This window comes from Streptosporangium carneum (assembly GCF_027922005.1).
Lineage (GTDB): Bacteria > Actinomycetota > Actinomycetes > Streptosporangiales > Streptosporangiaceae > Streptosporangium > Streptosporangium carneum.
Genome location: NZ_BSEV01000021.1, coordinates 1 through 25,423, shown reverse-complemented (window position 1 = coordinate 25,423; position 25,423 = coordinate 1). Strand labels below are relative to the sequence as shown.

Annotated in this window: 23 protein-coding genes and 1 riboswitch; of the genes, 17 read left to right on the top strand and 6 right to left on the bottom strand. The window is 71.3% G+C overall.

Translation table 11 applies throughout. The annotated features are described in order from the left end of the window. Position 1: 1 nt before the first annotated feature. The 11 genes from PKF00_RS32300 (at position 2) to PKF00_RS32250 (ending at position 10,459) form a co-directional block, all read left to right on the top strand. Positions 2 to 721 (top strand): maleylpyruvate isomerase family mycothiol-dependent enzyme, encoded by a 720-nt coding sequence (locus PKF00_RS32300; RefSeq protein ID WP_271221488.1) that lies wholly within the window; start codon positions 2 to 4, stop codon positions 719 to 721. Between the two features lie 40 nt (positions 722 to 761). After that, the gene (locus PKF00_RS32295) at positions 762 to 1,799 is read left to right on the top strand and encodes a FomB family phosphonate monophosphate kinase (RefSeq protein WP_271221487.1); all 1,038 of its coding nucleotides are present in this window, start codon (positions 762 to 764) and stop codon (positions 1,797 to 1,799) included. Continuing rightward, positions 1,796 to 2,758 (top strand): TauD/TfdA family dioxygenase, encoded by a 963-nt coding sequence (locus PKF00_RS32290; RefSeq protein ID WP_271221486.1) that lies wholly within the window; start codon positions 1,796 to 1,798, stop codon positions 2,756 to 2,758. The genes PKF00_RS32295 and PKF00_RS32290 overlap by 4 nt, the downstream gene beginning before the upstream one ends. Before the next feature lie 24 nt (positions 2,759 to 2,782). After that, positions 2,783 to 3,418 carry an MSMEG_1061 family FMN-dependent PPOX-type flavoprotein gene (locus PKF00_RS32285; RefSeq protein ID WP_309298458.1) on the top strand — a complete coding sequence of 212 codons (636 nt, stop codon included), beginning with the start codon at positions 2,783 to 2,785 and terminating at the stop codon, positions 3,416 to 3,418. A gap of 29 nt (positions 3,419 to 3,447) precedes the next feature. Beyond that, the gene (locus PKF00_RS32280; protein WP_271221485.1) at positions 3,448 to 3,972 is read left to right on the top strand and encodes a thiamine pyrophosphate-binding protein; all 525 of its coding nucleotides are present in this window, start codon (positions 3,448 to 3,450) and stop codon (positions 3,970 to 3,972) included. Then, positions 3,972 to 4,550: a thiamine pyrophosphate-dependent enzyme gene (locus PKF00_RS32275; protein WP_271221484.1), complete on the top strand. Its 579-nt coding sequence runs from the start codon at positions 3,972 to 3,974 to the stop codon at positions 4,548 to 4,550. Before PKF00_RS32280 ends, PKF00_RS32275 begins: the two co-directional genes overlap by 1 nt. After that, a complete protein-coding gene (gene sbnB / locus PKF00_RS32270) occupies positions 4,547 to 5,653 on the top strand; it encodes a 2,3-diaminopropionate biosynthesis protein SbnB (protein WP_271221483.1) in 1,107 nt (368 codons plus the stop codon). The genes PKF00_RS32275 and sbnB overlap by 4 nt, the downstream gene beginning before the upstream one ends. A 77-nt stretch (positions 5,654 to 5,730) precedes the next feature. Beyond that, positions 5,731 to 6,432, top strand: coding sequence for a hypothetical protein (locus PKF00_RS32265; protein ID WP_271221482.1), 702 nt, complete (start codon positions 5,731 to 5,733; stop codon positions 6,430 to 6,432). Between the two features lie 171 nt (positions 6,433 to 6,603). Beyond that, positions 6,604 to 8,412, top strand: coding sequence for a glycoside hydrolase family 15 protein (locus PKF00_RS32260; RefSeq protein WP_271221481.1), 1,809 nt, complete (start codon positions 6,604 to 6,606; stop codon positions 8,410 to 8,412). 148 nt (positions 8,413 to 8,560) lie between these two features. Next, complete coding sequence (gene bla / locus PKF00_RS32255; protein ID WP_271221480.1) at positions 8,561 to 9,550, top strand: class A beta-lactamase; 990 nt, start codon at positions 8,561 to 8,563, stop codon at positions 9,548 to 9,550. A 51-nt stretch (positions 9,551 to 9,601) separates the two neighbouring features. Beyond that, positions 9,602 to 10,459, top strand: coding sequence for an acyl-CoA thioester hydrolase/BAAT C-terminal domain-containing protein (locus PKF00_RS32250; protein ID WP_271221479.1), 858 nt, complete (start codon positions 9,602 to 9,604; stop codon positions 10,457 to 10,459). Between the two features lie 112 nt (positions 10,460 to 10,571). On the opposite strand, the gene PKF00_RS32245 is transcribed toward PKF00_RS32250, so the two are convergent. Both PKF00_RS32245 and PKF00_RS32240 read right to left on the bottom strand, forming a co-directional pair. Beyond that, a complete protein-coding gene (locus PKF00_RS32245; protein ID WP_271221478.1) occupies positions 10,572 to 11,516 on the bottom strand; it encodes a sugar kinase in 945 nt (314 codons plus the stop codon). 83 nt (positions 11,517 to 11,599) lie between these two features. Then, entirely contained in the window at positions 11,600 to 12,385 is a 786-nt protein-coding gene (locus PKF00_RS32240) for an IclR family transcriptional regulator (protein ID WP_271221477.1), read from the bottom strand. A 171-nt stretch (positions 12,386 to 12,556) separates the two neighbouring features. Between PKF00_RS32240 and PKF00_RS32235 the strand changes: the two genes are divergently transcribed. From PKF00_RS32235 to PKF00_RS32215, 5 genes are all read left to right on the top strand, one after another. After that, a complete protein-coding gene (locus PKF00_RS32235; protein ID WP_271221476.1) occupies positions 12,557 to 13,819 on the top strand; it encodes an extracellular solute-binding protein in 1,263 nt (420 codons plus the stop codon). Beyond that, on the top strand, positions 13,816 to 14,754 hold the full coding sequence (locus PKF00_RS32230; protein WP_271221475.1) for a carbohydrate ABC transporter permease: 939 nt from the start codon (positions 13,816 to 13,818) through the stop codon (positions 14,752 to 14,754). The genes PKF00_RS32235 and PKF00_RS32230 overlap by 4 nt, the downstream gene beginning before the upstream one ends. Then, positions 14,751 to 15,590, top strand: a complete 840-nt coding sequence (locus PKF00_RS32225; RefSeq protein WP_271221474.1) for a carbohydrate ABC transporter permease — start codon at positions 14,751 to 14,753, stop codon at positions 15,588 to 15,590. Before PKF00_RS32230 ends, PKF00_RS32225 begins: the two co-directional genes overlap by 4 nt. Then, positions 15,587 to 17,215, top strand: a complete 1,629-nt coding sequence (locus tag PKF00_RS32220; protein ID WP_271221473.1) for a beta-N-acetylhexosaminidase — start codon at positions 15,587 to 15,589, stop codon at positions 17,213 to 17,215. Before PKF00_RS32225 ends, PKF00_RS32220 begins: the two co-directional genes overlap by 4 nt. A gap of 148 nt (positions 17,216 to 17,363) precedes the next feature. Beyond that, entirely contained in the window at positions 17,364 to 18,158 is a 795-nt protein-coding gene (locus tag PKF00_RS32215) for a DUF4253 domain-containing protein (protein WP_271221472.1), read from the top strand. A gap of 9 nt (positions 18,159 to 18,167) precedes the next feature. Here the strand turns inward: PKF00_RS32215 and PKF00_RS32210 are convergent, their stop codons facing one another. The 4 genes from PKF00_RS32210 to PKF00_RS32195 form a co-directional block, all read right to left on the bottom strand. Continuing rightward, positions 18,168 to 19,400: an alpha/beta fold hydrolase gene (locus tag PKF00_RS32210; protein WP_271221471.1), complete on the bottom strand. Its 1,233-nt coding sequence runs from the start codon at positions 19,398 to 19,400 to the stop codon at positions 18,168 to 18,170. A 606-nt stretch (positions 19,401 to 20,006) separates the two neighbouring features. Beyond that, positions 20,007 to 20,660 (bottom strand): response regulator, encoded by a 654-nt coding sequence (locus tag PKF00_RS32205; protein ID WP_271221470.1) that lies wholly within the window; start codon positions 20,658 to 20,660, stop codon positions 20,007 to 20,009. Then, positions 20,657 to 22,912 (bottom strand): sensor histidine kinase, encoded by a 2,256-nt coding sequence (locus PKF00_RS32200; RefSeq protein ID WP_271221469.1) that lies wholly within the window; start codon positions 22,910 to 22,912, stop codon positions 20,657 to 20,659. The genes PKF00_RS32205 and PKF00_RS32200 overlap by 4 nt, the downstream gene beginning before the upstream one ends. 63 nt (positions 22,913 to 22,975) lie before the next feature. Further along, on the bottom strand, positions 22,976 to 23,890 hold the full coding sequence (locus tag PKF00_RS32195) for a lytic polysaccharide monooxygenase (protein WP_271221468.1): 915 nt from the start codon (positions 23,888 to 23,890) through the stop codon (positions 22,976 to 22,978). Between the two features lie 270 nt (positions 23,891 to 24,160). Further along, positions 24,161 to 24,309: riboswitch (cyclic di-AMP (ydaO/yuaA leader) on the top strand. A gap of 227 nt (positions 24,310 to 24,536) precedes the next feature. Here PKF00_RS32195 and PKF00_RS32190 point away from each other — a divergent pair. Beyond that, a complete protein-coding gene (locus PKF00_RS32190) occupies positions 24,537 to 25,151 on the top strand; it encodes a hypothetical protein (RefSeq protein WP_271221467.1) in 615 nt (204 codons plus the stop codon). Positions 25,152 to 25,423 lie beyond the last annotated feature (272 nt).

Below are 25,423 nucleotides of genomic sequence, written 5' to 3'. Positions count from 1 at the left end.
CATGAGCGCTGCAGGACAGGGCGGAATCGAGATTCCGGAGAGGGTCGAGTCGATCGCCGAGGCTCACGACCGGCTGCGGGCGGCCACGGCGGAGATGACGGAGGAACAGGCCCGGGCCTCGATCGACCTGCCGGGCTGGACCCGCGGTCATGTGCTGACCCATCTGGCCGACCTTTCCCGTGCCTTCGCCAGGCAGGCGCGTTACGCGGTCGAGGGCAGGACCGTCGAGGTCTACGACGGCGGCAGGCCGACACGGGACAGGAACATCGAGGCCAACCACGGTCGTGAGATCGCGTGGCTGAGAGACCAGCTGGACGGGGGTCTCGCCGAGCTGGAGGAGGCGTGGTCGGTGCTCGGCGCCGCCGACTGGGACCGTCCGTGCGCCTATCGGGACTCCACGCTGCTGGCGACCCAACTGGCCTGGTGGCGGGAGACGGAGCTGCACTCGGTCGACCTGGGGATCGGCTACGGCTCCGAGCGGTGGAGTCTGCCCCTGAGCGCCCATGTCATCGAGTTTCTCCAGCCCCGGCTCCCGAAGGACGCGGCCGTGCGGATCGTGGCGGAGGACACGGGCGGGGAGTGGACCGCCGGTGAGGGCGCGCCGGTGGTGGTGCGCGGTGACCAGCGCTCCGTCGCGGCCTGGATCTCCGGCCGTCCCGCGGTGAGAACCCCGTCCGCGGACGGGCCCGCCGGGCTGCCCGAGCTCAACGCCTGGCCGTAAGGCATCCATGAGGCACCACTGACGACGTGAGGGCATCGCCATGACGCTGGATCTCCGTGACCTTCCTCTGCGTTCCTCCAGAACCGTCGATCTCAACCTGACCAGGGTGGCGATCTCCACGAATCTGGAGGAGTTCGACGCCTATGCGTATTTCTCCCGGGAGGCGCCGGACTCGGTGGCTCCCGACTACGAGATCTACTGCATCGATCTCGGCCGGGACGGCTTCGACGTCGAGGAACTGGCCGGGCATGCGGACAGGTCCCTGCGTGCCAAACGATTTCGGACCGGTTACTACCTCAACCATGTCTTCGGGGAGCCCGCCTATCTCATCACCGAGGGCACGAGGTCGTACGTGTTCGGCCACAGGCTGGAGCGCACGGTCTGGCCGTACTTCGTTAAACGCATATTGACCGACTTTGCGGTCGATAACGGATATCTGCACCTTAAATCTGGCGCTTTCACTCTCGACGACGGTGGTGCGACCCTGCTGGTCGGGCCCAACGGCGGTGGGAAGACAGTGTTCCTGACCCAGGCCTGTCTCAACGGTGCGCGCTTTCTCACCAACACGCATCTGCTCGTGCGTGACGGTGTGGCGTACGGGGTTCCCTCCGCCGTCCGGGTGCGGCGGGACGCGTTCTTCGGCGAGCTGATCGACCGGCACCGGCTGACGAAGCATGTGGAAAGCGGTGACTACGTCGCCGGACCCGAACTGCTTTTTCCCGGGCGGCCCGTCGACAGCGCGCCGATACGCAACGTCGTCATCACCGACCACAACCCCTCGGGACGACGCGGGATCGAGGAGATGTCCCCCCGGCAGGCGGAGATGTTCCTCGATCAGTTCGCTTTCGCGATGAACGCCTACGGCCTGAAGGACGACCTGATGACCCATTGCGGCGGTGACGTCCGGCGGTTCACCGGCAGCCTCGAGACGATGAGGAGGCAGCTGGCCGAAACCGTCGGCGGCGCGCGCTGTCTACGGGTGAACGTCGACATGCGTGACGAGGTGAGCAGGGCCGAGGTGCTCAAGGAACTCGGCGCCGGCAGGCCGGCTCTTTCAGAAGGGAGATCCAGAGGATGAACAGCGCTCTCGCCCTTTCCCGTCCACGCACACTCGAGGTGCCCGGTGAGGGATTCTTCACGTTCTCGCCGCGGGCTCAGCATGAGATCGCGGACTATGTCGCCGAACTGTCCCTGGCGGAGCCGTACGGACGTGTCGACGAGATCGAGGTCGACCTCTCCGGCTGCGAGCACTTCGTCGCGGAGGTGGAGCTGACCCGGCCCGTCATCGACTCGACCACCCACTTCGTCGTGTACGACCGTGTCGCCGGCGTCGAGTCGCTCCGGGCCCAGGCCGTCTACGCCTGGGCGCTGGGCGCCGCGCTCGGCAGGCCGATGATCCAGAACCTGGCGGGCTGGCGTCTCGTCGAGGTCTACGACCGGGGCCTGCGCACCACCGTCGAGCAAGGAGCCCGGTACCACCAGACCAAGCAGGGCTCCTACGTGCACAACGACGCGGTCAACGACGTGGACTCGATCGACTACCTGCTGCTGTCCTGCGGACAGTCGGCCTACGTGGGCGGGGAGAGCATCCTCGTGGACGTCCGCACCGTCCACGAGTTCCTCAAGGACCACCCGAAGGTCCTGGAGATTCTCAACGGTGAGTTCTGGTTCGAGAAACGGGGCATGGCGGAGGGCGTCGGGTTCTTCCGCTCTCCGATCATCAGATACTCGCCCGAGGGCGAGGCCCTCGTCCGCTACTTCAGGACGTACATCGAAGTCGCCCACGAGAAGGCCGGAGAGCCGCTCACCGAGGAGCAGATCGCCGCCTTGGACTTCTTCGACGCCGTCCTCGAGCAGTCCTCGGTGCAGTACCGAATCAACCTGGAGCGGGGGCAGACCCTCGTCTCGGCGGACGACCGGTTCCTGCACACCAGGGCCGCCTTCTTCGACCGGCACCGGCCGCGTGAGATCGACATGCGCAGTGACCGCCCCGAGGACGTCAACCGCTACATGTTCCGTATCTGGTCTCGCAGATGACTCCGCCCCGGAGAAACGAGGAGCGTGGCAGTGGAGCCAGAGGCGATCACGGAGATCACATCCGAGGCCGAGCTCATGGAACTGGTCGGCCCGCCCAACCCCGTGGTCTTCGGCAAGTCGACTCCGGTCCTGCGGGACGTCGAACGGCAGTGGCTGCGGCATTCTCCGTTCTGTCTCATCGCCACCTCGGCGGCCGACGGGACGTGCGACATCTCACCCAAGGGTGATCCACCCGGATTCGCCCTGGTTCTCAGTGACTCCACCATCGCGATCCCGGACCGTCCCGGCAACCGCCGCATCGACAGCTGGCGAAACGTCCTCAGCAACCCCCACGTCGGCCTGATCTTCATCATCCCCGGCCGCGGGGACACCCTGCGGATCAACGGCCACGCCAGGCTGGTCCGGGAGGCCCCGTTCTTCGACCGCATGGTCGTCAAGAACAGCAGGCCGAGGATCGCGCTGATGGTCGAGACGGAGGAGGTCTACTTCCACTGTTCCAAGTCGTTCCTCCGCGCCGAGTTCTGGCAGCCCGGATCCTGGACGCCCGACGCCGTGCCGTCGAGGGCGCGCATCGCCCAGGCCACGGAGTGGACCGAGGAGTCGCTGGAGAACCTGGAGCGCCGTTACGGCCCCCAGTACGAGCGGCGTCTCTACGAATGACCGCATCGACCGTCTGACGAGAGGACGACATGCGCGCTGCCCCCGCGGGCACGACCACAGCCCACACCCTGCTCCACAGCCTGCTCGACCACGGGTACGGTCTCGCGACCGGTGTGCCCTGCAGCCTGCTGACCGGCGCCTTCCGGCTCCTGGAACATCCCGGGGACGACCGGAGACTGGCAGGTCTCCGCTACGTGCCCGCCCCCAGGGAGGACAGCGCGATCGGCGTCGCCTCGGGCGCCGCCGTCGCGGGCGAGCGAGCCTTCGTCCTGATGCAGAACTCCGGGCTCGGCTACTCGCTGAACGTCATCACCTCGTTCAACCTCATCTACGACGTCCCGGTCCTGCTGGTCGTCAGCTGGCGTGGTCACGACGGGAACGACGCGGTCGAGCATGACGTGATCGGGCGCGAGCTGCTCAACCTCCTCGACCTGTTCCGGCTGCCGTACACCGTCCTGGACCACGAGGACGTGGCGGGCTCCGTCACCGCCGTGGTCGACGACATGGACAGGGAACGGCGCTGCGGCGTCCTGATCGTGAGGGAGGGCATCTGATGACCGCGCTGACCCTGCCCGAGCTGGTCGGGGAGCTGCTCACCCGGCATCCCGACGCCGTCATCGTCTCGACGTGCGGATACACAAGCCGCGACCTGTTCAACGCGGCCGACCGCCCCGGCAACCTCTACCTCGTCGGTTCGATGGGCATGGCGGCGCCGATCGCCCTCGGACTGGCCCTGGCGCGTCCGGGGCGACAGGTCGTCGCCCTCGACGGCGACGGCTCACTGCTGATGAACCTGGGAGTGCTCCCGCTGGTGGCGGCCGCCGACGCCGGAATCCTCCACGTGGTCGTGGACAACGGAATGCACGAGAGCACCGGTGGCCAGGCGACCGTTCAGCGCGCGGACTTCACCGCACTCGCCCTGGCCGCGGGTTATCGGACCGCCGTCCGGGTCGACGACGCCTGCGGGCTGCGGGCCGCCGAGCTCGACGTGGCCCCCGCCATGCTCCACGCGATCATCGGACCGCGGACCGACGGCGTCGGCCGTCGCGTCACACACACGCCACAGCAGATCGTGCAACGAGTCCGTGGCCAGGTCACCCCACCTTCCGTTCTGATGGAGGCGTCACGTTGAGCCGCACGCCGTCCTTCGCCGTGATCTCCGGCGCCCAGGTGCAACAGGTCGTCGGCGGCAGGGAGAACGATGTCATCCGCGTCGTCGAAGCCGCCTACCGGTTGCACGGAGCGGGGGAGACGGTGAACCCCGACTCCTACTTCCTGCGTTTCCCCGACCGGCCGTCGTCGCGGATCATCGCTCTGCCCGCCTCGGTCGGCGGGAAGGTCGACGTGCACGGCATCAAGTGGATCTCGAGCTTTCCCGAGAACGTCGCGGAGGGCATCCCCCGGGCCTCGGCTGTCCTCGTCCTCAACGACACCACGACCGGTTACCCGTTCGCCTGCCTGGAGAGCTCGATCATCAGCGCGGCGCGCACGGCGGCCTCCGCGGCGCTGGCCGCCGTGCTGCTGAGCGAACGGCGTCAGGTCCGACCCTCCCGGGTCGGCTTCGTCGGAGCGGGGGTCATCGCGCGGTACATCCATTCCTACCTCGCGGCCAGCGGGTTCGACTTCGAGTCGGTCGGCGTCCATGACCTGTCCGCCGACCACGCCAGGGGCTTCGCGGGCTACCTGGCGAGGACCGGGCGGATCGAGCCGACCGTCCACGACACGGCGGAGGAGCTGGTCCGCGCCTCAGACCTGATCGTCTTCGCCACGGTGGCCGCCGAGCCGCACGTCACCGACCTCGGCTGGTTCTCGCACAACCCCCTGGTCCTGCACATCTCGCTGCGCGACCTCTCTCCGGAGATCGTGCTGGGCTCCTGCAACGTGGTCGACGACGTCGAGCACTGCCTGAAGGCGGCGACCTCGCCGCATCTCGCCGAGCAGCGGACGGGCAACCGCGACTTCATCGCGGGAACCCTCTTCGACGTCCTCACCGGTACGTCGGTTCCCGACGCCGACAGGCCGGTGATCTTCTCCCCGTTCGGGCTCGGCGTCCTGGACCTGGCGCTGGCCAGGTACGTCTACGACCAGGTCGCGGCCTCCGGGGACCTGGTGACCGTCCCCGGCTTCTTCCACGACCTCCAGCGCCATGAGAACCCGCCGACCCCGCGACCGCCTGGCGACGAGGGCGCGGCCCGCCCGCGGCGCGGGGGAGAGCAGGCAGGCGGGCAGCCCTGACCCCGCCCTCGGAAAGCTCGCCGTCCGGCCGGAATTCATGATCGCTAGAATCGTGCCGGACGTGTGGGGAGAGCCGGATGTCGATGCATGAGATAGAGGATCTCGTCGAGGGATCGGTGCGTGTCCTGGACGCCCGGTGTCCGGCCGGCGATCCGAGGGCGCGGGACTGGTTCGGGACGCTGTACCGGTTCCAGGAGGGGTTCGACTGCTCGTTCACGCGGTTCCGGGTGATGGACGCGCTGTTGGAACGGCGGTTCACCTATCGGTTCCCCGTCGAGCGGCATCCGGACTACGCGGCGCGACGCGGGTACTTCGACGGGCTGGGGGAGTTCACCGCGCTGGCGGAGATCGACGAGGACGACGAGGAGTTCGAAGGGTTCGAGGACTGGCTGGACGACGGGTACGTCGAACCGCCGTTCCTGTACTGCGACGCCGGGACCGGGCTGTGGCGGCGGATGGTCGAGGCGGGGACGCTCGGCGGCGCGGACGCCGAGCCTCCCCGGCGGACGCCGCTGGCCGAGGTGGCGCACGCCGTCGCGGCGGCCGCCGAGCAGGAGGGCGACCACGAGCTGATCGCCATGTGGCACGCGCTCGGCTGGAGCGCGCTCACGGGCGATCTCGTGGTGTTCGACCCGCGGGATCACCCGGACCTGTGCGGACTCCGGGAGATCGCCCGGCGCACCGGCGCGCTGTCGATCGACCTGCCCCACGGCGTGCGCCCGCCCGCCGAGGTCTTCGAGGGCGACGAACTGGAGGCGTGGTGGTGGGCGGACGCGTAGCGAAGGTGACCGACCGCGCCAAGTTACATACTTAAAATGGGGCTTTTTCATACTTTTATGCGGAAAAGCATCCTTTGTCGCTTCGGGGCCTTGCCGGTGGCCGCCGAAACCGGGCCCGTCTCCGGGCCGTGAGAACCGTGATCCTCACCCGGCGGTTGGCGAGGTGCGCCCTTGAGCACGCGACCGATCAGTGACCACGCCATGCTGTCCGACTGCCGGTCCGCCGCCCTCGTCACCTCCGACGGCTCGGTCGACTGGCTGTGCCTGCCCCGCTTCGACAGCCCGGCGCTCTTCGCCAGGCTGCTCGACGAGAACGCCGGGCACTGGACCGTTCACCCCGCCTGTCCCGCCGAGGTCAGCCGCAGGTACCTGGAGGGCACCCTCGTGCTCGAGACCACCTTCCGCTGCCGCGGCGGGACCCTGGTGCTCGTCGACGCGCTCGCCCTGGGCGGCAGGGAACGCGGGCACTCGCTGGGCGTCGGCTCTCCCGGTGTCCTGCTGCGCGAGGCGACCTGCGTCGAGGGCGAGGTGACGCTGGAGACGGAGTACGCGCCGCGCCCCGAGTTCGGGCTCGTCCAGCCGCTGATGGAACCGGTCCGCGGCGGGCTCGTCGCCCGTGGCGGCGCGAACGTCCTGACGCTGTCGGCCCCGGTGCCCCTGCGGGTGCGCGGTTCGACGGCGCGCGCCACGGTGACGCTGCGGGCGGGACAGCGGCTCTGCCTGGCCCTGCAGGCCAGCTCGGGCTGGGCCCCCGATCCGCCGCGCAGGCACCCCTGGAACGTCCATCGCAGGATCAAGGACACCGTCGCCGGATGGCGCTCATGGTCCAGGGACCACCTCGGCTACCGGGGACCGTGGGAGGAGGAGGTCGGCCAGAGCGGACGGGTGCTGCGGGCCCTGACCTTCGCGCCCACCGGGGCGATCGTCGCCGCGGCGACCACCTCCCTGCCGGAGAGCGTCGGCGGCGAGCGCAACTGGGACTACCGCTACACCTGGATCCGCGACACGAGCTTCACGCTCCAGGCGCTCGCCACCGCGGCGTGCGAGGTCGAGGAGGCCGCGTTCTTCGCCTTCCTCGCCCGCGCCTCCGCCACCCAGCTCGACCAGGGCTGCGACCTGCAGATCATGTACGGCGTCGGCGGCGAACGCGACCTGAGCGAGCGGTCGCTGCCCCACCTGACCGGCTGGCGCGGCAGCGCCCCGGTGCGCGTCGGCAACGACGCGTGGCGGCAGCGCCAGATCGACGTGTACGGCGAGCTGCTCGACGCGGCCGATCAGCTCTACCGCGACACGGGCCCCCTCGACGCGCTGACCCGTTCCTTCCTGATCGGCGTGGCGGAGACGGCGGCCCGGCGCTGGGAGGAACCCGACCAGGGGTTATGGGAGGTGCGGGGCCCCGGGCGGCACTACCTGCACTCCAAGCTCATGTGCTGGGTGGCCATGGACAGGGCCGTCGCGCTGGCCCCCGTCCTGGGCGCCGCCGACCGCGTCGCCGGGTGGAAGCACACGCGGGAGCGGATCCGAGAGGCGATCATGACGCGAGGCTGGAACGAGAAGGCGGGCGCGTTCACCCAGGCGTTCGGCTCGGAGGACCTGGACGCCGCCGCGCTGATGCTGCCCATGGTCGGCTTCCTGCCGGGCGACGACCCCCGCGTGCGCGCGACCGTGGACGCGGTCGCCGCCCGGCTGACCGACGAGCGCGGCCTGGTGCACCGCTACCGCGCCGCGGACGGGCTCGCGGGCGACGAGGGCACCTTCCTGCTCTGCACGTTCTGGCTCGCGCACGCCCTGGCTCTCGCGGGCCACGGCGGGCCCGCCAGACAGGCGTTCCGCGACGCGGCGTCACACGCCAACGACGTCGGCCTGCTGGCGGAGGAGGTCGACTCGTCGACCGGAGAGCCCATCGGCAACTTCCCCCAGGCCTTCAGCCACATCGGGCTGATCAACGCCGCGAACGCCATCCGCAGAAGCGGCGGATGACGCACTCCGGCCGTCCGGGACGCGCTCACCGGTTGAGCTGGGAACATATCCATTTCGATATCATGGCGTTCCCCATATCAGTATTGGACACCGACGGACCGGCCCTGCTTTGCTCTTCCCCTCTGCTGGACGAGAGCGAGGACATGGAATGCGCAACCGTACGGGCCGCTTCTCCACGGCCCTGAAGGCGACCGGCCTGCTGATCTCCGTTCTGGCGGGCGCCGCGGCCTGCGGGACGGACACCGCCGCCACCAGCGGCCCCGCGGCTCCGCGGGCCGGCGCCCAGGACCGGCGGGCGGTCCTCTCCTCTCCGCGGACGTCGTCCGGCGAGGTGGAGGCCCACCGGCGGCTACGCGCGCTGGAGGCGTCGTTCAGAGGCCGCGTCGGCGCGTACGCCGTCGACACGGCCACCGGCGAGACGATCGCCTACCGGGCGGGGGAACGCTTCCCGCTGCTGTCCACCTTCAAGGCGCTGGCGGCCGCCGCCGTGCTCCACAAGGCCCGCACGTCCGACCCGGGACTGATGAACCGGGTCGTCCGCTGGAAGCGGAGCGACCTGAAGCCGAACTCGCCGATCACGGAGAAGCACGTCGACGACGGGCTGACGGTCGCCAGGCTGTGCGAGGCGGCCATCACCCGCAGCGACAACACCGCGGGCAACATGCTGCTGAGGCAGATCGGCGGACCCGCGGGGCTGACGAGGTACCTCCGCACGCTGAAGGACCCGGTCTCCCGCCTGGACCGCTGGGAGACCGAGCTCAACGACTGGACTCCCAGGGAGAGACGCGACACCACGACGCCCGCGTCCGCAGGAGGCGACCTGCGAGCGCTCACGGTCGGCGACGCCCTCACCGCCGGGGACAGGTCGCGCCTGAACGGCTGGCTGCGCGCGAACGAGACCGGCGACGCGCGCATCCGCGCCGGACTGCCCAAGACCTGGATCATCGGCGACAAGACCGGCACCTCCGCGAGTCACGGGGCCGCCAACGACATCGCCGTCATCCGGACCTCGAAGACCTCCCCGCCACTGGTCATGGCCGTCTACACCACTCGCAGGGCCGCCGACGCCCCCGCCGACGACAAGGTCGTCGCCGACACCGCCGCCATCCTCGCCCGCGCCCTCGGCAAGCTCCCCTAGCCGTGGCCCCGCGGGCACACCTCCCGGGCGGGGCGGGGGTAGGAAGGAGGTATGGAGATCATCGAGTGCGGCCTCGCCGGCCCCTGGGAGGGGATCATGGTCAGGCCCGGGGGCGGCGGGGACGTCGGTGTCCTGGTGCTGGCGGGTTCCAGCGGGCGTGTGGAGACCGAACGGGCGCGTCTGCTGGCCCGGCAGGGGGCCACGGCCCTGTCGATTCGTTGGTTCGGCGGTCCCGGGCAGCCGGAGGGGATCTGCGAGATCCCGCTGGAGACCTTCACCGCAGCCATTGATCTGCTCGTGGAGACCGGGGTACGGCGCGTCGGCGTGATGGGGCTGTCCAAGGGCGCCGAGGCCGCGCTGCTCGTCGCCGGCCTCGACCCCCGCGTCGAGGCGGTGGTCGCGCTGGCGCCGAGCTCGGTCGCCTGGGCGAACGTCGGCCCGGGAGCCGACGGGAACGTCGTCCCGCGCAGGTCCTCGTGGACCTGGCGGGGGGAGCCGGTGCCCTTCGTCCCCTATGACGAGGACTGGTCTCCGGCCGAGTCCGAGGGGGTTCCCAAGGCGTACCGCACGCTCTACGAGCGCAGCCTGGAGAGGTTCGCCGGGCAGGCGCGGGCGGCGGCGATTCCCGTCGAACGGGCGAACGCCGACATCCTCCTCGTCGCGGGCGCGGACGACCAGATGTGGCCCTCGCTGTCCTTCGCCGAGGAACTCGCCGAGCGCCGTTCGGCGGCGGGACGCCCGGTTCGCGTCGTCAGCGGTCCGGACGCGGGCCACCGCCTCCGTTTCCCCGGAGAACCGGCTGTCTCGATGGTGAGACCCTTCCGCTACGGAGGATCACCGGAGGCGGACGCCGCCCTGGGCGCGGCCGCGTGGCCCCACGTCCTGGAGACCCTTCGGATCGGGGCCTGACCCACCGGCGGTCTTCCCGGACAGCCCCGCCGCGCGGTCGGGCCGCCGCCGCCGGCCGTGCCGACGCCGTTCGCGGGGGACCGGTCCGGTACGGGGAGAGGGGCCGCCGGGGTCAGCGGCTGACGGCGTCGGCGGGGGTCAGGAGGTCGAGGTCGGCGCGGTGGGGGAGGCTCTCCCAGTCGCCGTCCGAGGTCACCGCGAAGGCCCCGGCCGCGCACGCGGTCGCCAGACGGCGTTCCGGGGGCGCTCCCTCCAGGGTCTCGGCGAGCCAGCCCGCGGCGAAGGCGTCTCCTGCGCCGACCGGGTCGAGTTCGGTGACACGGTACGGCTCCGCGTGCCGCAGGACCCCGTCGGACAGCTCGACCGCGCCGCGCGAACCGCGTTTGACGAGCACGTGGCGGGGACCGAGGGCGGACAGGGCCTCGGCGAGGCCGGGCGCGTCCTCGCCCTCGGCGATCAGGCGGCCCTCGGCCTCGGTGGCGAACAGGACGTCCACCGCCGGCACGATCTCCCGCAGCGCCTTGGAGGCCTCGTCGGGACTCCACAGGGCGCGGCGGTAGTTGACGTCCATGGAGACCGTCACGCCCGCGTCGCGGGCCTCGGCGACCGCGGCCCGCACCGCTTCGGCGGCGGAGGCGGACAGCGCGAGCGTGATCCCCGTGACGTGCAGCACACGCGCCGACCTGAGCAGCGAGACGTCGAGGTCGGCGGGGCCGAGCCGGGATCCCGCGCTCGCCGACCGGTAGTAGCGCACGTCGACCAGGTCGACGGTCCGCCTGCTCTTGACCATCAGGCCCGTCGGCGCCTCCGGGTCGACGATCATCCCCCGCACGTCGACGCCCTCGCCCGACAGCGTCGAGCGCAGCAGCTCCCCGAACTCGTCGTCCCCCACCCTGCCGATCCAGGCCGCGCGCCTGCCGAGACGGCTGACGCCGATCGCCAGGTTCGACTCGGCGCCGCCCACGCTGAGGCCGAAGTCGCGGGAGTGTCGGAGCAGACCGGTACGCCGCGCGGTGAAAAGCGCCATGCTCTCCCCGAGCGTCACCAGATCGATCATCAGAAATTGGTCCTTAGGTGCTCGTCGTCGAAGGTGGGGAAGGTTTTTCGAGGTCGTGCGGCGAGCCCCGCCGCCGCTGTCGATCAGCGGGTCGATCCCAGTTTTCTGGAGATGCGCAGCGCCGTCTCCGCGACCAGGGGACCCAGGTCGCGGACCCGGGCGGCGGTGATCCGCGAGGTGAGGCCGGAGACGGAGATGGCCGAGGTCGCGGCGTCGGCGTGGTTGAAGATCGGGGCCGCGACGCAGCGGACCTCCGGCTCGTTCTCGCGGTCGTCGACCGCGTAGCCCCGCTGCCGGATGCGGCCGAGCTCGGCGCGCAGGCGCTCGGCGTCGGTGATGGTGTAGCGGGTCATCGACGGCATCCCGGCGGCCACGACCTTCTCGACGTCCTCGTCCGGCTGCCAGGCGAGGATCGCCTTGCCGACGGCGGTGCGGTAGACGGGCGCCCTGCTGCCGACGCGGGAGGCCATCCGCACGTTGGTCGCGTTCTCCACCTTGTCGATGTAGACCACGTCGGGCGGGTCGTAGACCACGAGGTGGACGGTCTCCCTGACCTCGCTCATCAGCCGGTGCGACTCCTCGGCGGCGACGGTGCGCAGGTCCAGTGTGGCCAGGTAGGCCTGGCCCAGATGGAGCGTGCCATGCCCGAGCCGGTAGGCGCCGGTCTTGCGGTCGCGGTCGAGCAGCCTGGCCTCGATGAGCGGGAGGGTCAGTCTGAGCACCGTGCTCTTCGACAGACCGAGCGCCTCGGCGAGACGGGTGAGCGACAGCCCCTGGCCGGCGCCCGCGTGGTCGCGCACGTGTTCCAGCACGGCGAGGGCACGCCTGAGAGAGGCCGACTGGTTGCGTTCGGGGACAGGTTCGTTCATCACGGCCTCAAGGGGGATCGGGCGAGTCGAACACGCGGGTCAAACTAGGCTAACTGGAAGTGTTGTTTCCATTTTGCAGCACAAGTTTCTGCATTGCACAACAAAACGCTCCTCCTCTTCCCGCGACCGGTGAGCCCTTCCTAGGGTCTGCCGCCAACAGGAGGAGGAGCTGTGAAGATCCTGAACTGGGCGGCCGCAGGCGTGGCCCTGCTGTCCCTCGCCGCGTGCGCGCCGTCGACCGCCCCGTCGGCGAGCGGCGGCGACGAGAAGTCAGGGACCCTGCGCGTATGGCTCTTCGACGAGCCCAACCGCGCCCCCAAGGAGAAGGTCGTCGCGGAGGCGATCAAGGAGTTCACCGCCGCGAACGCGGGCGTGAAGGTCGAGATCACCTACATCCCGACGACGCCCGCCAGGCACGAGAAGTTCAAGGGCGCGTTCAACGACCCGGCGAGCGCCCCCGACGTCGCCGAGTACGGCAACACCGACCTGGCCGAGTACGCCGCGGCGGGCGGGTTCGCCGACCTGAGCGCCGACCTCCAGGCGTGGCCGGAGGGCAAGGACGTCGGCGCGGACCTCCTGAAGTCCGCGACCGTCGACGGCAAGGTCTACGGCCTGCCGTGGTACATCGGCATCCGCGCGCTCTACTACCGCACCGACGTCTTCGAGGAGCTCGGTCTGAAGCCTCCGGCGACCCTGGAGCAGCTGACCAAGAGCGCCCGCGAGATCCGTAAGAAGAAGCCCGACCTGTACGGCCTCGCCGTCGGCGGCGAGTACACCTTCGGCGCCCTGCCGTTCGTCTGGGACGCGGGCGGCGACATCGAGACCCTCAACAGTCCCGAGGCCCGCAAGGGCGTGCAGGCCTACACCGACCTGCTCAGCGACGACAACTGCCCGCCGCAGGCCTGCGCGAGCCTCACCGGCGGCAAGACCGTCGAGCTGTTCGCCAGCGGCAAGGCGGCCATGGGCATCCTCGGCAACTTCAGCCGCGCCGCGGTCGACGCGGGCGCGGCGGCGGGCAAGTACGCCGTGGTGCCGTTGCCGGGCTCGAAGGAGGGCTCGATCGCGCCCGCCTTCTCCGGCGGCAACAACCTCGGCGTCATGAAGAACAGTCAGCACCGCTCGCTGGCGGTGAAGTTCATGGAACTGCTTGGCGGCAAGGCCTACCAGACCAAGATGTACGAGGCCATGGGCAACCTGCCCACGCTGACCTCGGCGCGTGACGAGCTCGCGGCCAAGGACTCCTTCCTCAAGCCGTTCCTCGACACCGTCGCCGCGGGGACCCGGTTCGTGCCGATCGACCCGGCCTGGGTGAAGATCGACAACCAGAAGGTCATCCCGACCATGCTCCAGAAGATCGCGACCAAGCAGGCCACCGTCGAACAGGCGACCGACGAGGCCGCCACCGCGGTGAAGGCCGCCTTCGGCCGATCATGACCACGGTCACCACGGCGCCCGCGGACCCGGGGATCCGGGTCCGCCGGGCGGCGTCCCGCAAGGGCGGCGGACTGCGGCCCTGGCTCTACCTGTTGCCGTCCGCGGCCGTGCTGCTGCCGCTGTTCGGCTACCCGATCTACATGCTCGGCCTGCTGTCGGTGTTCGACTATCGGCAGGCCCAGGTCAGCGGCGGGCAGCCGACGAGCTTCGTCGGGTTCGGCAACTACGCGACGCTCCTGGGAGACGGGCGTTTCTGGTCGGTGCTGGCGCAGACGCTGGGATTCGCCGCGGCGCTGGTGGTCGCGACGCTCGCCGTCGGCGCGGCGCTCGCCGTCGTGCTCACCAAGGCGGGGCGGATTCCCCGCCTGCTGCTGTCGCTGGCCGCGATGGCCGCGTGGGCCGCGCCCGCGATAACCGGGTCGACCGTCTGGTTGTTCCTGTTCGACGCCGACCTGGGCCTGGTCAACCAGGTCCTCGGCATCGAGGGCTTCAACTGGTTCTACGACAGGTGGGTCACCTTCGGCGTCGTCGGGGCCACCGTGGTCTGGCACTCCTTCCCCTTCGTCATGGTGACGCTCTACGCGGGCATCCAGGCCATCCCCGGCTCGGTCCTCGAGGCGGCCTCGCTCGACGGGGCCTCGGCGTGGCACACCTTCTGGCGGGTCATCGTGCCGATGCTCCGGCCGCTCATCACGATCGTGGTCATCCAGTCGATCATCTGGGACTTCAAGATCTTCACGCAGATCTACGTGATGACCAACGGCGGCGGCATAGCGGGGCAGAACTCCGTGCTCAACGTCTACGCCTACCAGACCGCCTTCGGCTCCTCCGAGTACGGGCTCGGCTCGGCGATCGGTGTGATCATGACGCTGATCCTGCTCGTGATCACCCTTTTCTACATCCGCGCCCTCTACCGCAGCGGGGAGAAACTGTGAGCAGATCCCGCCTGGTCGCCAACGCCGTGGCGGTGACGACCGCGTTCCTCACGTTCTTCCCGATCTACTGGATGGTGCTCTCCGCGCTCAAGCCCACCGGCGAGATCCAGTCGCTGCAGGTCCGCCCGTGGACCCTGGCCCCCACCTTCGAGCACTTCCAGCGGGTGCTCGAAGGGGAGAACTTCGGCCGCTACTTCCTCAACAGCGTCCTCGTGGCGCTGACGGTGGTCGTGCTGTCCGGGGTCGTGGCCTTCCTGGCCGCCGTCGCGGTGACCCGGTTCCGCTTCCGGTTCCGCACCACGGTGCTGATCATGTTCCTGGTCGCGCAGATGGTGCCGATCGAGGCGCTGACCATCCCGCTGTTCTTCCTGGTCCGCGACATCGGCGCGGTGGTGCCCGGCGTCGGCCTCAACACCCTGGGCTCGCTCGTCCTGGTGCACCTGGCCTGCTCCCTGCCGTTCGCGGTCTGGATGATGCGCGGATTCGTCGCGGCGGTCCCCGAGGCGCTCGAGGAGGCCGCGATGATCGACGGCGCGAGCAGGCCCGTCATCCTGTGGCGCATCCTGTTCCCGCTGGTCGCGCCGGGTCTGGTGGCGACCAGCGTGTTCTCCTTCATCGCCGCGTGGAACGACTTCATCTTCGCCAGGACCTTCATCATCTCGGCCAAGGACAACCAGACCCTGCCCGCGGCCCTGCTGGTCTTCTTCAAACCGGACGAGAACGACTGGGGCGGAATCATGGCGGCCTCGACGCTGATGACCATTCCCGTACTGATCTTCTTCGTGGCCGTCCAGCGCAGGCTGGTGGCCGGGCTCGGCGGGGCGGTGAAGGATTGACCCCCGCCGACCCCGTCTTCTTCGTCGGTCCCGTGCCTCCCCTGGGACCCGCCGCCTACGGCCTGATCCCGCTGCCGTCCGCGGTGCGGCCCGGCTCGGGCGAGTTCACACTGACCCCCGCGACCACGCTCGACGCCCCGCCCGAGCTGTCCGCGGTCGCCTCCTGGCTCCGCTCGGCGCTCGGCCCGGCCACCGGCTGCGCGCTGCTGCCCTCCGGCCGTCACCCGGCGTCCTCCGACGGCCCCGAGGACGGGGGCGTCGTGCTCGCCCTCGACGAGGCGCTGGGCGAGGAGGAGTTCCGCCTCAGGGTCACCCCGGCCGGCGTCCGGATCACCGGAGGCGACGCCGCCGGGGTGTTCTACGGCGCCCAGACCTTCCGGCAGCTGCTCCCGCCCGCCGCGCTGCGCCGCGCCCCCGTGACGGGCGCGCCGATGACCGCGCCCGTCACCGAGATCGAGGACCGGCCCAGGTACGGCTGGCGCGGATGCATGCTGGACGTCGCCCGGCACTTCATGCCGAAGGCCGACCTGCTCCGTTTCATCGACCTGCTGGCCCTGCACAAGCTGAACGTGCTCCACCTCCACCTCACCGACGACCAGGGCTGGCGGTTGGAGATCGCGAAACACCCCCGGCTGACCTCGGTCGGGGGGTGGCGGCCCGCGAGCATGCTCGGCTCCCGCCAGCACGGGCTCTTCCTCGACCGGCCGCACGGCGGTTTCTACACCGCGGAGGACGCGCGGGAGATCGTCGCCTACGCCGCCGAGCGATTCGTCACCGTGGTGCCCGAGATCGACCTGCCCGGCCACACCCAGGCCGCCGTCGCCGCCTACCCCGGCCTCGGCACGCGGCCCGCCGAGGTCCGCACCGCGTGGGGTGGCATCTCCGAGGACGTCCTCGACGTCACCTCCGCCGAGGCGCTCGACTTCTGCCGCGACGTCCTGGACGAGGTCATGGACCTCTTCCCCGGCTCCCACGTCGGGATCGGCGGGGACGAGTGCCCCGGGGAGCCGGGCGCGCGCGCCGCCTTCGTCGCCGCGCTCGCCGAACACGTCATCGGGCGGGGACGCACGCCGTACGCCTGGGACGAAATCCTGGAGTGCGGGGCGGTGCCGGAGGTGACGATCGCGGCCTGGCGCGGGCCGCGGGCGGCGGTCGTGGCGGCGCGGGCGGGTCACCGGGTGGTCTCCTGTCCCGACATGTCCGTCTACTTTGACTATCGCCAGTCGGAGCTGCCGGAGGAGCCCATCCCCGTGGGCCCGCCGCTCACCCTGTGGGACGTCCACGCCTTCGACCCCGTCCCCGACGTGCTGACCGCCGAGGAGCGCTCCCGTGTGATCGGGGCCCAGTGCAACGTGTGGACCGAGCACATGGACAGCCCCAGGACCGTCGACTACATGGTCTTCCCCAGGCTGTGCGCGTTCGCCGAGGTCGTGTGGTCGGCGGGACGCGCGCCGTACCGGGACTTCGCGCGGCGGCTCAGGACGCACTCGGCCAGGCTCGACGCGCTGGGGGTGGAGTACCGTCCCGAGGCGGGACCGCACCCCTGGCAGAGCCGTCCTGACGCGCCCGGCAGACCGATCAGCAAGGCCGAACGCCAGGCGCTGGTGGCCGAGTTCGGCATCTGAACCCCTCGTTTTCTCCCCTCCGAGGTGGACAACTGTCGCCTCTGTAGTGGAGAACTGTCGCTCGGGACGCCTGACGGGCCAAAATTGATCCGTGGTCAGGATCGGATCGGTAGGCATGAGCGATTGTGAGCGTGGGCAACTTCCGCCAGTGCTGGGCCAGCTGTTCGCCGACGGCGGCGAGGGGCGGAGGATCTCGGTGGAGTTGCCGCCAGGAGACGTGGTGTGGCCCGACCCCGACTACTCACAGTTCTCCATCGACCACCTTCCGGCGTTCTGGCTGAGTGACGAGGCGGTCTCCGGCGAGCTCTGGACCAAGCTGCGGCTCGAACACGAGCACTCGGGGCTGTGGCCGGTCCTGCTCGAGGACTCGGTGCAGCCGTGGTCGGCGGGGCAGATCGCCCCCGACACGGCGGCGGAGATCGACAACTACCACGCCGCCGCGTTCATGGCCGAGGTCTGGTCCGACTGGATCGAGAGGGCCAAAGCCGACCAGCTGGAGCTGCTGGCACCCTTCGGGGCACGGTGCCCCGGACCGGCTCCCGCCGGCAGGCAGGCCGCCGACCCCGACATGGTCGCCGACTGGTACGCCGGGCTGGTGGCCGAGCGCAGGACCCCGCTCGGGCTGGTCGCCGCCGAGCGGGGGGCCGACGTGCTGGCCGTCATGGGGTGGCAGGGCGCGCTGAACCACAACGAGTGGATGGTCCCGCTCGCCGCCGTGGTGCGCAGCTGGGAGGACAGGTTCGGGGCCAGGGTGGTCAGCCTCGGGTTCAACACCCTGGACCTCAGTGTCGCCGCGCCCCCGGTCACCCCGGAGCACGCCCTCCACGTCGCCGCGGAGCACTGGACGTTCTGCCCTGACAGCGTCATCTACAGCGCGGGCACGCTGACGGACTACGCCGAGCAGATCACGGGCAGGAACGCCTGGTCGTTCTGGTGGGACTGACGTTCCGGCTCACTTCGGCGGCACGGCGGAGGCGTGGTCGGGCAGGGGGAGGGGGCGGTCGAGGAGGAAGGCCCGCAGCAGGGCGAGATACCTCTCCGGCTGTCCGCGCTCGACGGCGTGACCGGCGCCCGTGAGATACACCAGCCTCGCCTCGGGCAGCGTGCGCCGGTAGTCGTACGTCACGGGCCAGGCGACGTAGTCGCACTCGCCGCGCATGACGAGCGAGGGCACCCGCACCCCGCGGAGCACGGGCCTGGGGTCGGGGATCCGCCCGAAGTCGGCGTTCGTGAGCTGGTTGACGTAGAACCCCTGCGGGTTGTCGTGCGGCCTCACCGGCGGTCCGCCCGCGCATCCGGTGCCCTCCTTGCCGACGAGCGCGAGCCGGTGCAGGTGGGAGTCGGCCTCGGCGTCGGGGACCAGGGCGTGCGCCGCCTCGGGGTTGATCCCCATCAGCGCGAACAGGGCGAGGACCCGCGGCTCCTCGTTCAGCTCGTCGTAGCGGGCGCGCCGCTCGGGGGCGATCCTGTCCCACGGGCTGCCGTACTCCCCGTCGGGGAAGGCTCCCTCCCACACGGGGCCGGGAGAGACGAAGACCGCCTTGGCGACGTTGCCGGGGTGGGCCGCCATGTACTGGGCCGCCAGCGAGCCTCCCCACGAGTTTCCGACCAGGATCACCTTGTCCGCGCCGATGGTCGTGCGGATCGCGTCGAGGTCGGCGACGTGGCGGGCGACGGTGTAGCCCGCCACGTCGGCCAGCCGGGTCGACCGGCCCGCGCCCAGCTGGTCGTAGGAGTACACGTCGAAGCCCAGCGCCGCCAGCTCCGCGCCGCTCGCGGGGAGGCCCTCGTTCGGGGTGCCGGGCCCGCCGTGCAGGAAGATCACCGGGGTGGGCCGGGGGTGGGCGGCCCTGAGTGAGACGTAGGCGATCCGGGAGCCCGTCGGCAGGTCCCAGAACCTGACGGCCTCAGGAGCGGGGCCGGTCGCGATCACGGGCAGCGGCCTGAGGGCCGTGGCCCCGGCCGTTCCCGCGACGGCGACGGCGACCAGGCAGGAGAAGACCGAGGCGGCGCGCCCGCGCCGCCTCGCCCCGGCCAGCGCGAACGAGGGCAGACCGAGCAGGAACGCCACGGCCGCGGTCGCGGCCAGCCCGGCGGCGCACAGCAGCGGGATCGTCGCGGTGACGGCGGCCACGCCGAGGAAGGCGGCCCCGCCGCAGACGACGGCCGCCGCCGCGGCCGCCACGAGCAGGACGCCCCCGGCAAGACGGCGTGCGAGCGGAATGCGGGACGGGCCGGGAGGGGACGCGCCGCCGGATTCGGGGGAAGAGCGGTTCAGGCCGGGAGGGGACGCGTCGCCGGATCCGGGAGGGAAGCCGTCCGGACCGGAAGGGGAGGCGCCGCCGGATTCGGGGGAAGAGCGGTTCAGGCCGGGAGGGGACGTGCCGCCGGATCCGGGAGGGAAGCCGTCCGGACCGGAAGGGGAGGCGCCGCCGGATTCGGGGGAAGAGCGGTTCAGGCCGGGAGGGGACGTGCCGCCGGATCCGGGAGGGAAGCCGTCCGGACCGGAAGGGGAGGCGCCGCCGGGCCCGGGAGGGAAGCCGTCCGGACCGGAGGGAGAGGGGGCGGGACGGTCGGGGCCGCTGCGAGGCGGGGCGAGCGCGCCGGGTTCATGGGGCGGGAGGAGGCGACGATCGGGTCCTGCGTGACGATCGGGTCCTGAGTGGGGTGGGAGGGGCGCGCCGGGGGTGTGCGGCGGGGGTCCGTCTGTCATGGATCTCACGCTAGAAACGGGGATCGCGCCGGTCGCCCTACCGGAGGACCGTTCCCGACCCCGCCGCGCGGCGGGGGGTCACCGGGCCCCGGGACGGACCAGACCGGCCTCGTAGGCGACGATCGTGGCCTGTACGCGGTCGCGGACGCCGAGCTCCGCCAGGATCTCCGCGACGTGGTCCTTGACGGTCGAGGGGCTGATGCCCAGGGCCGCCGCGATCTCGGCGTTCGACAGGCCCCTGGCGACGTGGAGGAGGACCTCCGTCTCGCGGGGGGTCAGGCCCGAGACCCGGGCCGCCTCCCCGGGTTCCGGACTCCCGGCGAAGCGGTCGATCAGCCTGCGGGTCACGCCGGGGTCGAGCAGCGCGTCGCCCCTGGCCGCCACCCTGACCGCGTCGATGATCCGTTCAGGGTCCGCGTCCTTCAACATGAATCCCGACGCTCCCGCGCGCAACGCCGCGAACACGTACTCGTCCAGGCCGAAGGTGGTCAGCACGACCACCTTCGTCCCCGGGACCTCCGCCGTGATCCTGGCCGTCGCGGTGAGCCCGTCGACCCCCGGCATCCGGATGTCCAGCACGGCCACGTCGGGCAGCAGGGACGCGGCCTGCGCCACCGCCGTCTCGCCGTCCGCCGCCTGCCCGACCACGGTGATGTCGTGCTCGGCGTCGAGCACCGCCGTGATCCCCACCCTGACCACCGCCTGGTCGTCGGCGACCGTCACCCGAATCACGCTGGGAACACCTCCGGCAGCCACACCCGCATCCCGTCATCCGTCTCGGTGACCGTACCGCCCGCCGCGTCGGCCATGGCGCGCACCCGCCGCGCCTCACGCGCCCGGCAGGGACCGGTCAGCGTGAGGCCGTCCTCGAGGTAGGTCACCGTCACCGTCGCCCCGTCGGCGAGCAGCGTCTCGGCGACGCGGTACGCGGCGACCTCGACGGCCGCGGGCAGCGGGCGGCGCGCTCCCACGTGGCGCACGACGGCGCGACGTCTGACGGCCAGCGCCGCGATCCCGGCGACGACGGGAGGAGGCGTGTCGTCGGCGGGATCGTCCCTGCCGCGTCCCCCGCCGCGTCCCCCGCCGCGTCCCCCGCCGCGTCCCCCGCCGTGTCCCCCAGTGTGTCCCCCGCCGCGTCTCCCGCTTCGGTCCTCGCCGAGATCCCCGCTGACGTCCCCGCCGGGGTGTCTGCCGGGGTGCCCGGCGGCGTCTCCGGCGGCGTCTCCGGCTGTGTTTCCGCGAAGCTCGTCGAGCAGGTCCCGAAGCGCGCCGAGCCCGGCCTTCGCCTCGGTGAGAACCGCGTCGAGCCGCCCCTCCTCCGCCGCTCTGACCACCGCCTCCGCCCGCGCCCCCGCGGTACGGCGCAGCCCGGCCGCGATCCGCCCCCGCTCCGCTCTGGCGGCCTCGGCCGCCTCCCGGTCGAGCCGGTCCCGGTCGAGCGCCGCCGCCTCCCGCCTCCTGCGCCTGCGCCCGCCGACCAGCAGGCCCGCCCCCCAGGCCGCGCCCGTCGGCACGGTGAAGGCCGCCGTCACCGTCGCCCAGACGGCGACGGGCGGCCCTGTCAGATCCCCCACCAGGGGAAGGGCGCTCAGCCCCGCGACGACGACGGGAGCGGGCCAGCCGTGCGAGCCGTACGCCCCGACGGTGTGCAGCAGTGTCAGCTCCACCCACCAGCACATCAGCACCAGCTGCGCCGAGCCTGGCGCGGTCCACCCCGCCGCGTCGCACGCCAGCCAGACCAGCAGCACCCCCTGGGACGCCGTCAGGCTCAGCTTCGGCGTCAGGCGACGCCACCTCAGCGGTACGGCGTGCAGCACGAGCAGAGCCATGAGCAACGTGCCCGGCGCCGGAGCGGCGAACGGCGCAGGCACCTCGGTGGCCAGCAGCCCCATCCCCGCGGGCAACGCGACCGCCAGCACCACCAGGGCCCAGTCGAGGGCCGCGACCCCCCGCCAGCCCGCGGTACGGCGGCGCGGACGGGCGGCCCCGTCCGCGCCGTCGCGTCGGAGGAGGCCGCCGCGTGAGAGGAGGGGGAACGGGCGAGCCCTGGGGAGCGCCCGCCCTCCGGTGGAGGGTGGGGGAGGCGTGGAGGGCAGGGGAAGCAGGGCGCGGACGGTCCAGCCGCCGGGGCCCGTGCCCCGTGCGGCCTCGGGGCCCGCCGTCAGGACGCCGCCCAGGGCGCGCACCGCCTCGCCGAGAGAGGCCAGCCCGGTGCCCGCGCCCAGTCCCCGGACGGTGGCGGGAGCGCCGTCGTCGGTGACCGTGACCGCCAGCCGCCCCGATCCGCCGGGCCCGGTCGCGCTCTCCAGGCGGACGTGAACGGCGGCGTCGGTGGCATAGCGCATCGCGTTCGTCAGGCTCTCCCTGACAATGCGAAAGGCGAGTGCGGCCACCTCGGGCGGCACCGAGGCGACCCCGCGGTGGCAGGTCGCGCGGGGATGGCCGCCGACCAGGAGGTCGACGTCGGCGAGGGTCGGGGTCTCGCCGCGCAGGTCGAGGGAGGCGAGGCGGTCGAGCTCGGAGACGGCCAGGCGGCCCGCCTCCGCGGCGTGGGCGGCGGCCTCGGCGGTGAGCGCGGGATCGCCGAGCCGCAGGGCGGCGGCCGAGGAGACCGCGATGCCGGTGAGCCGGTGGGCGGCCACGTCGTGGAGCTCGTCGGCGAGGCGGTCGCGCTCCACGGTCGCGGCCAGGCGGGGCACGGCCGCCGAGGCGGCGCGGTAGGCGGCGAGCGCGGAACGGCCCGCCCTGCGGCGTCTGTGGGAGCGGCCGAGAGACCACACGACGGCCGAGCCGCCCGCCGTGAGCGTCCCGATCCCGGCCGCGTCCCTGACGGCGCCGCCGCTCGCGCCGACCGCGACCGCGACGGCCAGCGTGACGGCGGCGGCCCCGGTCGCGGCGGTCCCGGCCGTGCCGTGCAGCGCCAGCGTGTAGAGCGCCACGACGAGCACCACGACGAGCACCGCGCAGCCGAGGAGCGTCAGCACGCGTCCACGCTACTGCGGGGCCGGGCACGGTTGACGTGCTCGGCCCCGCGGGAGGTCACGGCACTACGCGCGCTGCCAGAGCGCCGGGACGTTGGACGGCTCCCAGCCGGGCAGGGAGGTGTGGGCCTGCAGGCAGCGGTAGGTCGCCCCGCCGTAGGTCACCAGGTTGCCGGCGGTGTAGGAGACTCCGGCCGCCCAGGCGACCGGGGGCGGCGTGGCCGTCGTGGTCAGGGTGGGGGTGGAGGAGGGGGACACCGTGGGAGTCACGGTGGGGGTCGCGGTGGGGGTCACCGTGGGAGTCGCGGTGGGGGTCACCGTGGGCGTGACGGTGGGGGTGGGCACGTTGCCGAAGGTCACGTCGGAGCAGGTGTAGAACGCCTCGGCGCTGTCGGAGCGCTGCCAGATCGAGTAGACGATGTGGCGCCCGGTCTTGGCGGGGAGCCGGCCGGGAATGACGTACTCGCCGCTGACCTTGCTGGGGTTCTTCACCTTCGCCAGCGGGGTCTCCTCCAGGTCCGACCACTTCAGCGGCTGGAGCGGGTTGAAACCGTCCTTGGTGATGTAGACCTCGAACGTGCCGGGGTGGGCCGCGGTGTAGGGATAGCGGAAGGTGTAGTCGCCGCCGCCGGTCGGGAGGGCGGTGGAGGGCCAGTCGGTGCGGGCCGCGTCGTAGGCCCGGTACTTGGCGCGCCCGGCGCTGCAGAGCTGCCCGTCGGGGATGATCTCCCGGTGCTTGCCGTTGGCGGTGCCGATGTTCAACTCGTCCCAGTCGTAGAGCGGCTGGGTGTCCCACTGGCCGACCGCGGCTTTGCACGCGGGGGTGTCGGGCGACTCGGGGTTCTCCAGATAGCAGGCGTAGACCCGGCTGACAGGCGTTCCCATCGATCCGTGGGCGGACGCCGAGTTCACCATCACCGTCGACAGCAGAGCCGGAACGGCCACCGCCGTCGCGATTGCGCCGAGCTTCCTCTTGTTCATGGGGTTGAGTCTCCTTCGGGGGGCAGGAAGGGAGAACATGCAGCTCAGAAGCATGGTCACTAGGAAATTATTAGGTAAGTTTCTTAACAGTTTCAACGAATTTAATGCCAGGGGAGGAGTGCGGTCAAGGCCCGGCCAATGCCCCTTTCTTGGGCGTTGAAGGTAGATCTTCTGGGGTTTTCATGGCTTTTGCTTTGCTTTGTCCCCGAGTGGTGGGTAGTGTCCTAATTGTTCTCGACTGGCGACTTGCCCTTCATGAGAAGGAGCGGCCGGCCGACGTCGAATCCCGAAGGCCCTTGAGGGGCCATGGGAACCGGGGACCCACTTCCTGGGGTGAATCCGCCGTGAACCTGCGGCGGTAGGGCAACTCCACCGCCCGAACCCGTCAGCTAACCCGGTAGACGAGATGGAGAGGAGATCCCCTTATGGATCATCGTGTCGCCTTCGTATCGGTACGCACCGCGTCCGTGCGGATCAACTAAGACTTCTCGCCGCGCTCGGCCGCGGCACCACCTCGCCTCGCGCTCGGCGTAGCGTCCGGTCTCTCCGGCTGCGACCTCTCTTCCCTGTGAGCGCACACGCCCGTGCCTGTCCGTGAACTGACGCACGCGGCTGTCCTGTTCCCTCGTGAAAGAGTCTGTTTTCCATGCGTTTTTCCACTACCCTGCGTAACCGTCTGATCGCCGCCACCCTCCTGGGTGCGAGCGTGCTCACCTCCGCCGGCGTCGTCTCCGCGCTTCCCGCCGCCGCCGACACCGGCACCGGGTCCACCGCCCCCGCCAAGTCCGAGACGGTCCTGCTCAAGGGCTCGACCAAGGCCTCCTACTTCTGGGACGACTCCTCGGGCCGCGCAGGGGACACCGGCCTGCCCGCGAGCGGCAAGCCGATGCAGAAGGGCATGATCGCGAGCCCCAGCTGGCCGCTGTTCACCGAGGGCTACGTCATCTACAAGGGCAAGAAGGCCAAGTTCTTCGTGGGCGACCGCGGCCCCGGCGTGCCCTCGAGCAGCGGTGTCATGATCGACCTCGACGCCAAGACCTTCGCCGACCTGACCGGCGGCACGTTCAACTCCGGCACGCTGGGCGTGGACGGCAACGGCGGTCTCGGCCACATCAAGGTCGACTACGTCATCACCAAGTGGGGCGACGGCGTGGGCAAGAAGAACTACCCCGTGGCCTTCTCCAGCGGCGCCTGGAAGGTCAAGGACAGCAACCCGGCCACGCCTCCGAAGGCCGTCCTCGCCGACGCCGCGCGGCCGTAGCGGACCGGCGGCCCCCGAGGCCGCCTGACCGAGACGACCGGCGACGGGAGCGCGGAGCACTCGCACCCCCACGAGACCGCGCACTCCCGAGCTTCCCCGCCCCCCGCCCCCGCCCCTGAGAGCCCCCGCTCAGGCGACCCCCACCCCTCTCCGAGGCCCCGTTTCGGAGAACCCCCGCCCCCCGCGAGGCCCCCACCTCACCGCGAGGCCCCCACCTCGTCTTCCCCTGAAGATCCCCCACCCCCGCGAGGCCCCCACCTCGTCATCCCCCC

Bases quoted from the DNA above. Each gene is read 5' to 3' on its own strand.
- PKF00_RS32190 (WP_271221467.1), top strand. From the start codon at position 24,537: ATGCGTTTTTCCACTACCCTGCGTAACCGTCTGATCGCCGCCACCCTC.
- PKF00_RS32300 (WP_271221488.1), top strand. From the start codon at position 2: ATGAGCGCTGCAGGACAGGGCGGAATCGAGATTCCGGAGAGGGTCGAG.
- PKF00_RS32280 (WP_271221485.1), top strand. From the start codon at position 3,448: ATGCGCGCTGCCCCCGCGGGCACGACCACAGCCCACACCCTGCTCCAC.
- PKF00_RS32240 (WP_271221477.1), bottom strand. From the start codon at position 12,385: ATGAACGAACCTGTCCCCGAACGCAACCAGTCGGCCTCTCTCAGGCGT.
- bla (WP_271221480.1), top strand. From the start codon at position 8,561: ATGCGCAACCGTACGGGCCGCTTCTCCACGGCCCTGAAGGCGACCGGC.
- PKF00_RS32250 (WP_271221479.1), top strand. From the start codon at position 9,602: ATGGAGATCATCGAGTGCGGCCTCGCCGGCCCCTGGGAGGGGATCATG.
- PKF00_RS32265 (WP_271221482.1), top strand. From the start codon at position 5,731: ATGTCGATGCATGAGATAGAGGATCTCGTCGAGGGATCGGTGCGTGTC.
- PKF00_RS32275 (WP_271221484.1), top strand. From the start codon at position 3,972: ATGACCGCGCTGACCCTGCCCGAGCTGGTCGGGGAGCTGCTCACCCGG.
- PKF00_RS32245 (WP_271221478.1), bottom strand. From the start codon at position 11,516: ATGATCGATCTGGTGACGCTCGGGGAGAGCATGGCGCTTTTCACCGCG.
- PKF00_RS32295 (WP_271221487.1), top strand. From the start codon at position 762: ATGACGCTGGATCTCCGTGACCTTCCTCTGCGTTCCTCCAGAACCGTC.
- PKF00_RS32230 (WP_271221475.1), top strand. From the start codon at position 13,816: ATGACCACGGTCACCACGGCGCCCGCGGACCCGGGGATCCGGGTCCGC.
- PKF00_RS32195 (WP_271221468.1), bottom strand. From the start codon at position 23,890: ATGAACAAGAGGAAGCTCGGCGCAATCGCGACGGCGGTGGCCGTTCCG.
- PKF00_RS32290 (WP_271221486.1), top strand. From the start codon at position 1,796: ATGAACAGCGCTCTCGCCCTTTCCCGTCCACGCACACTCGAGGTGCCC.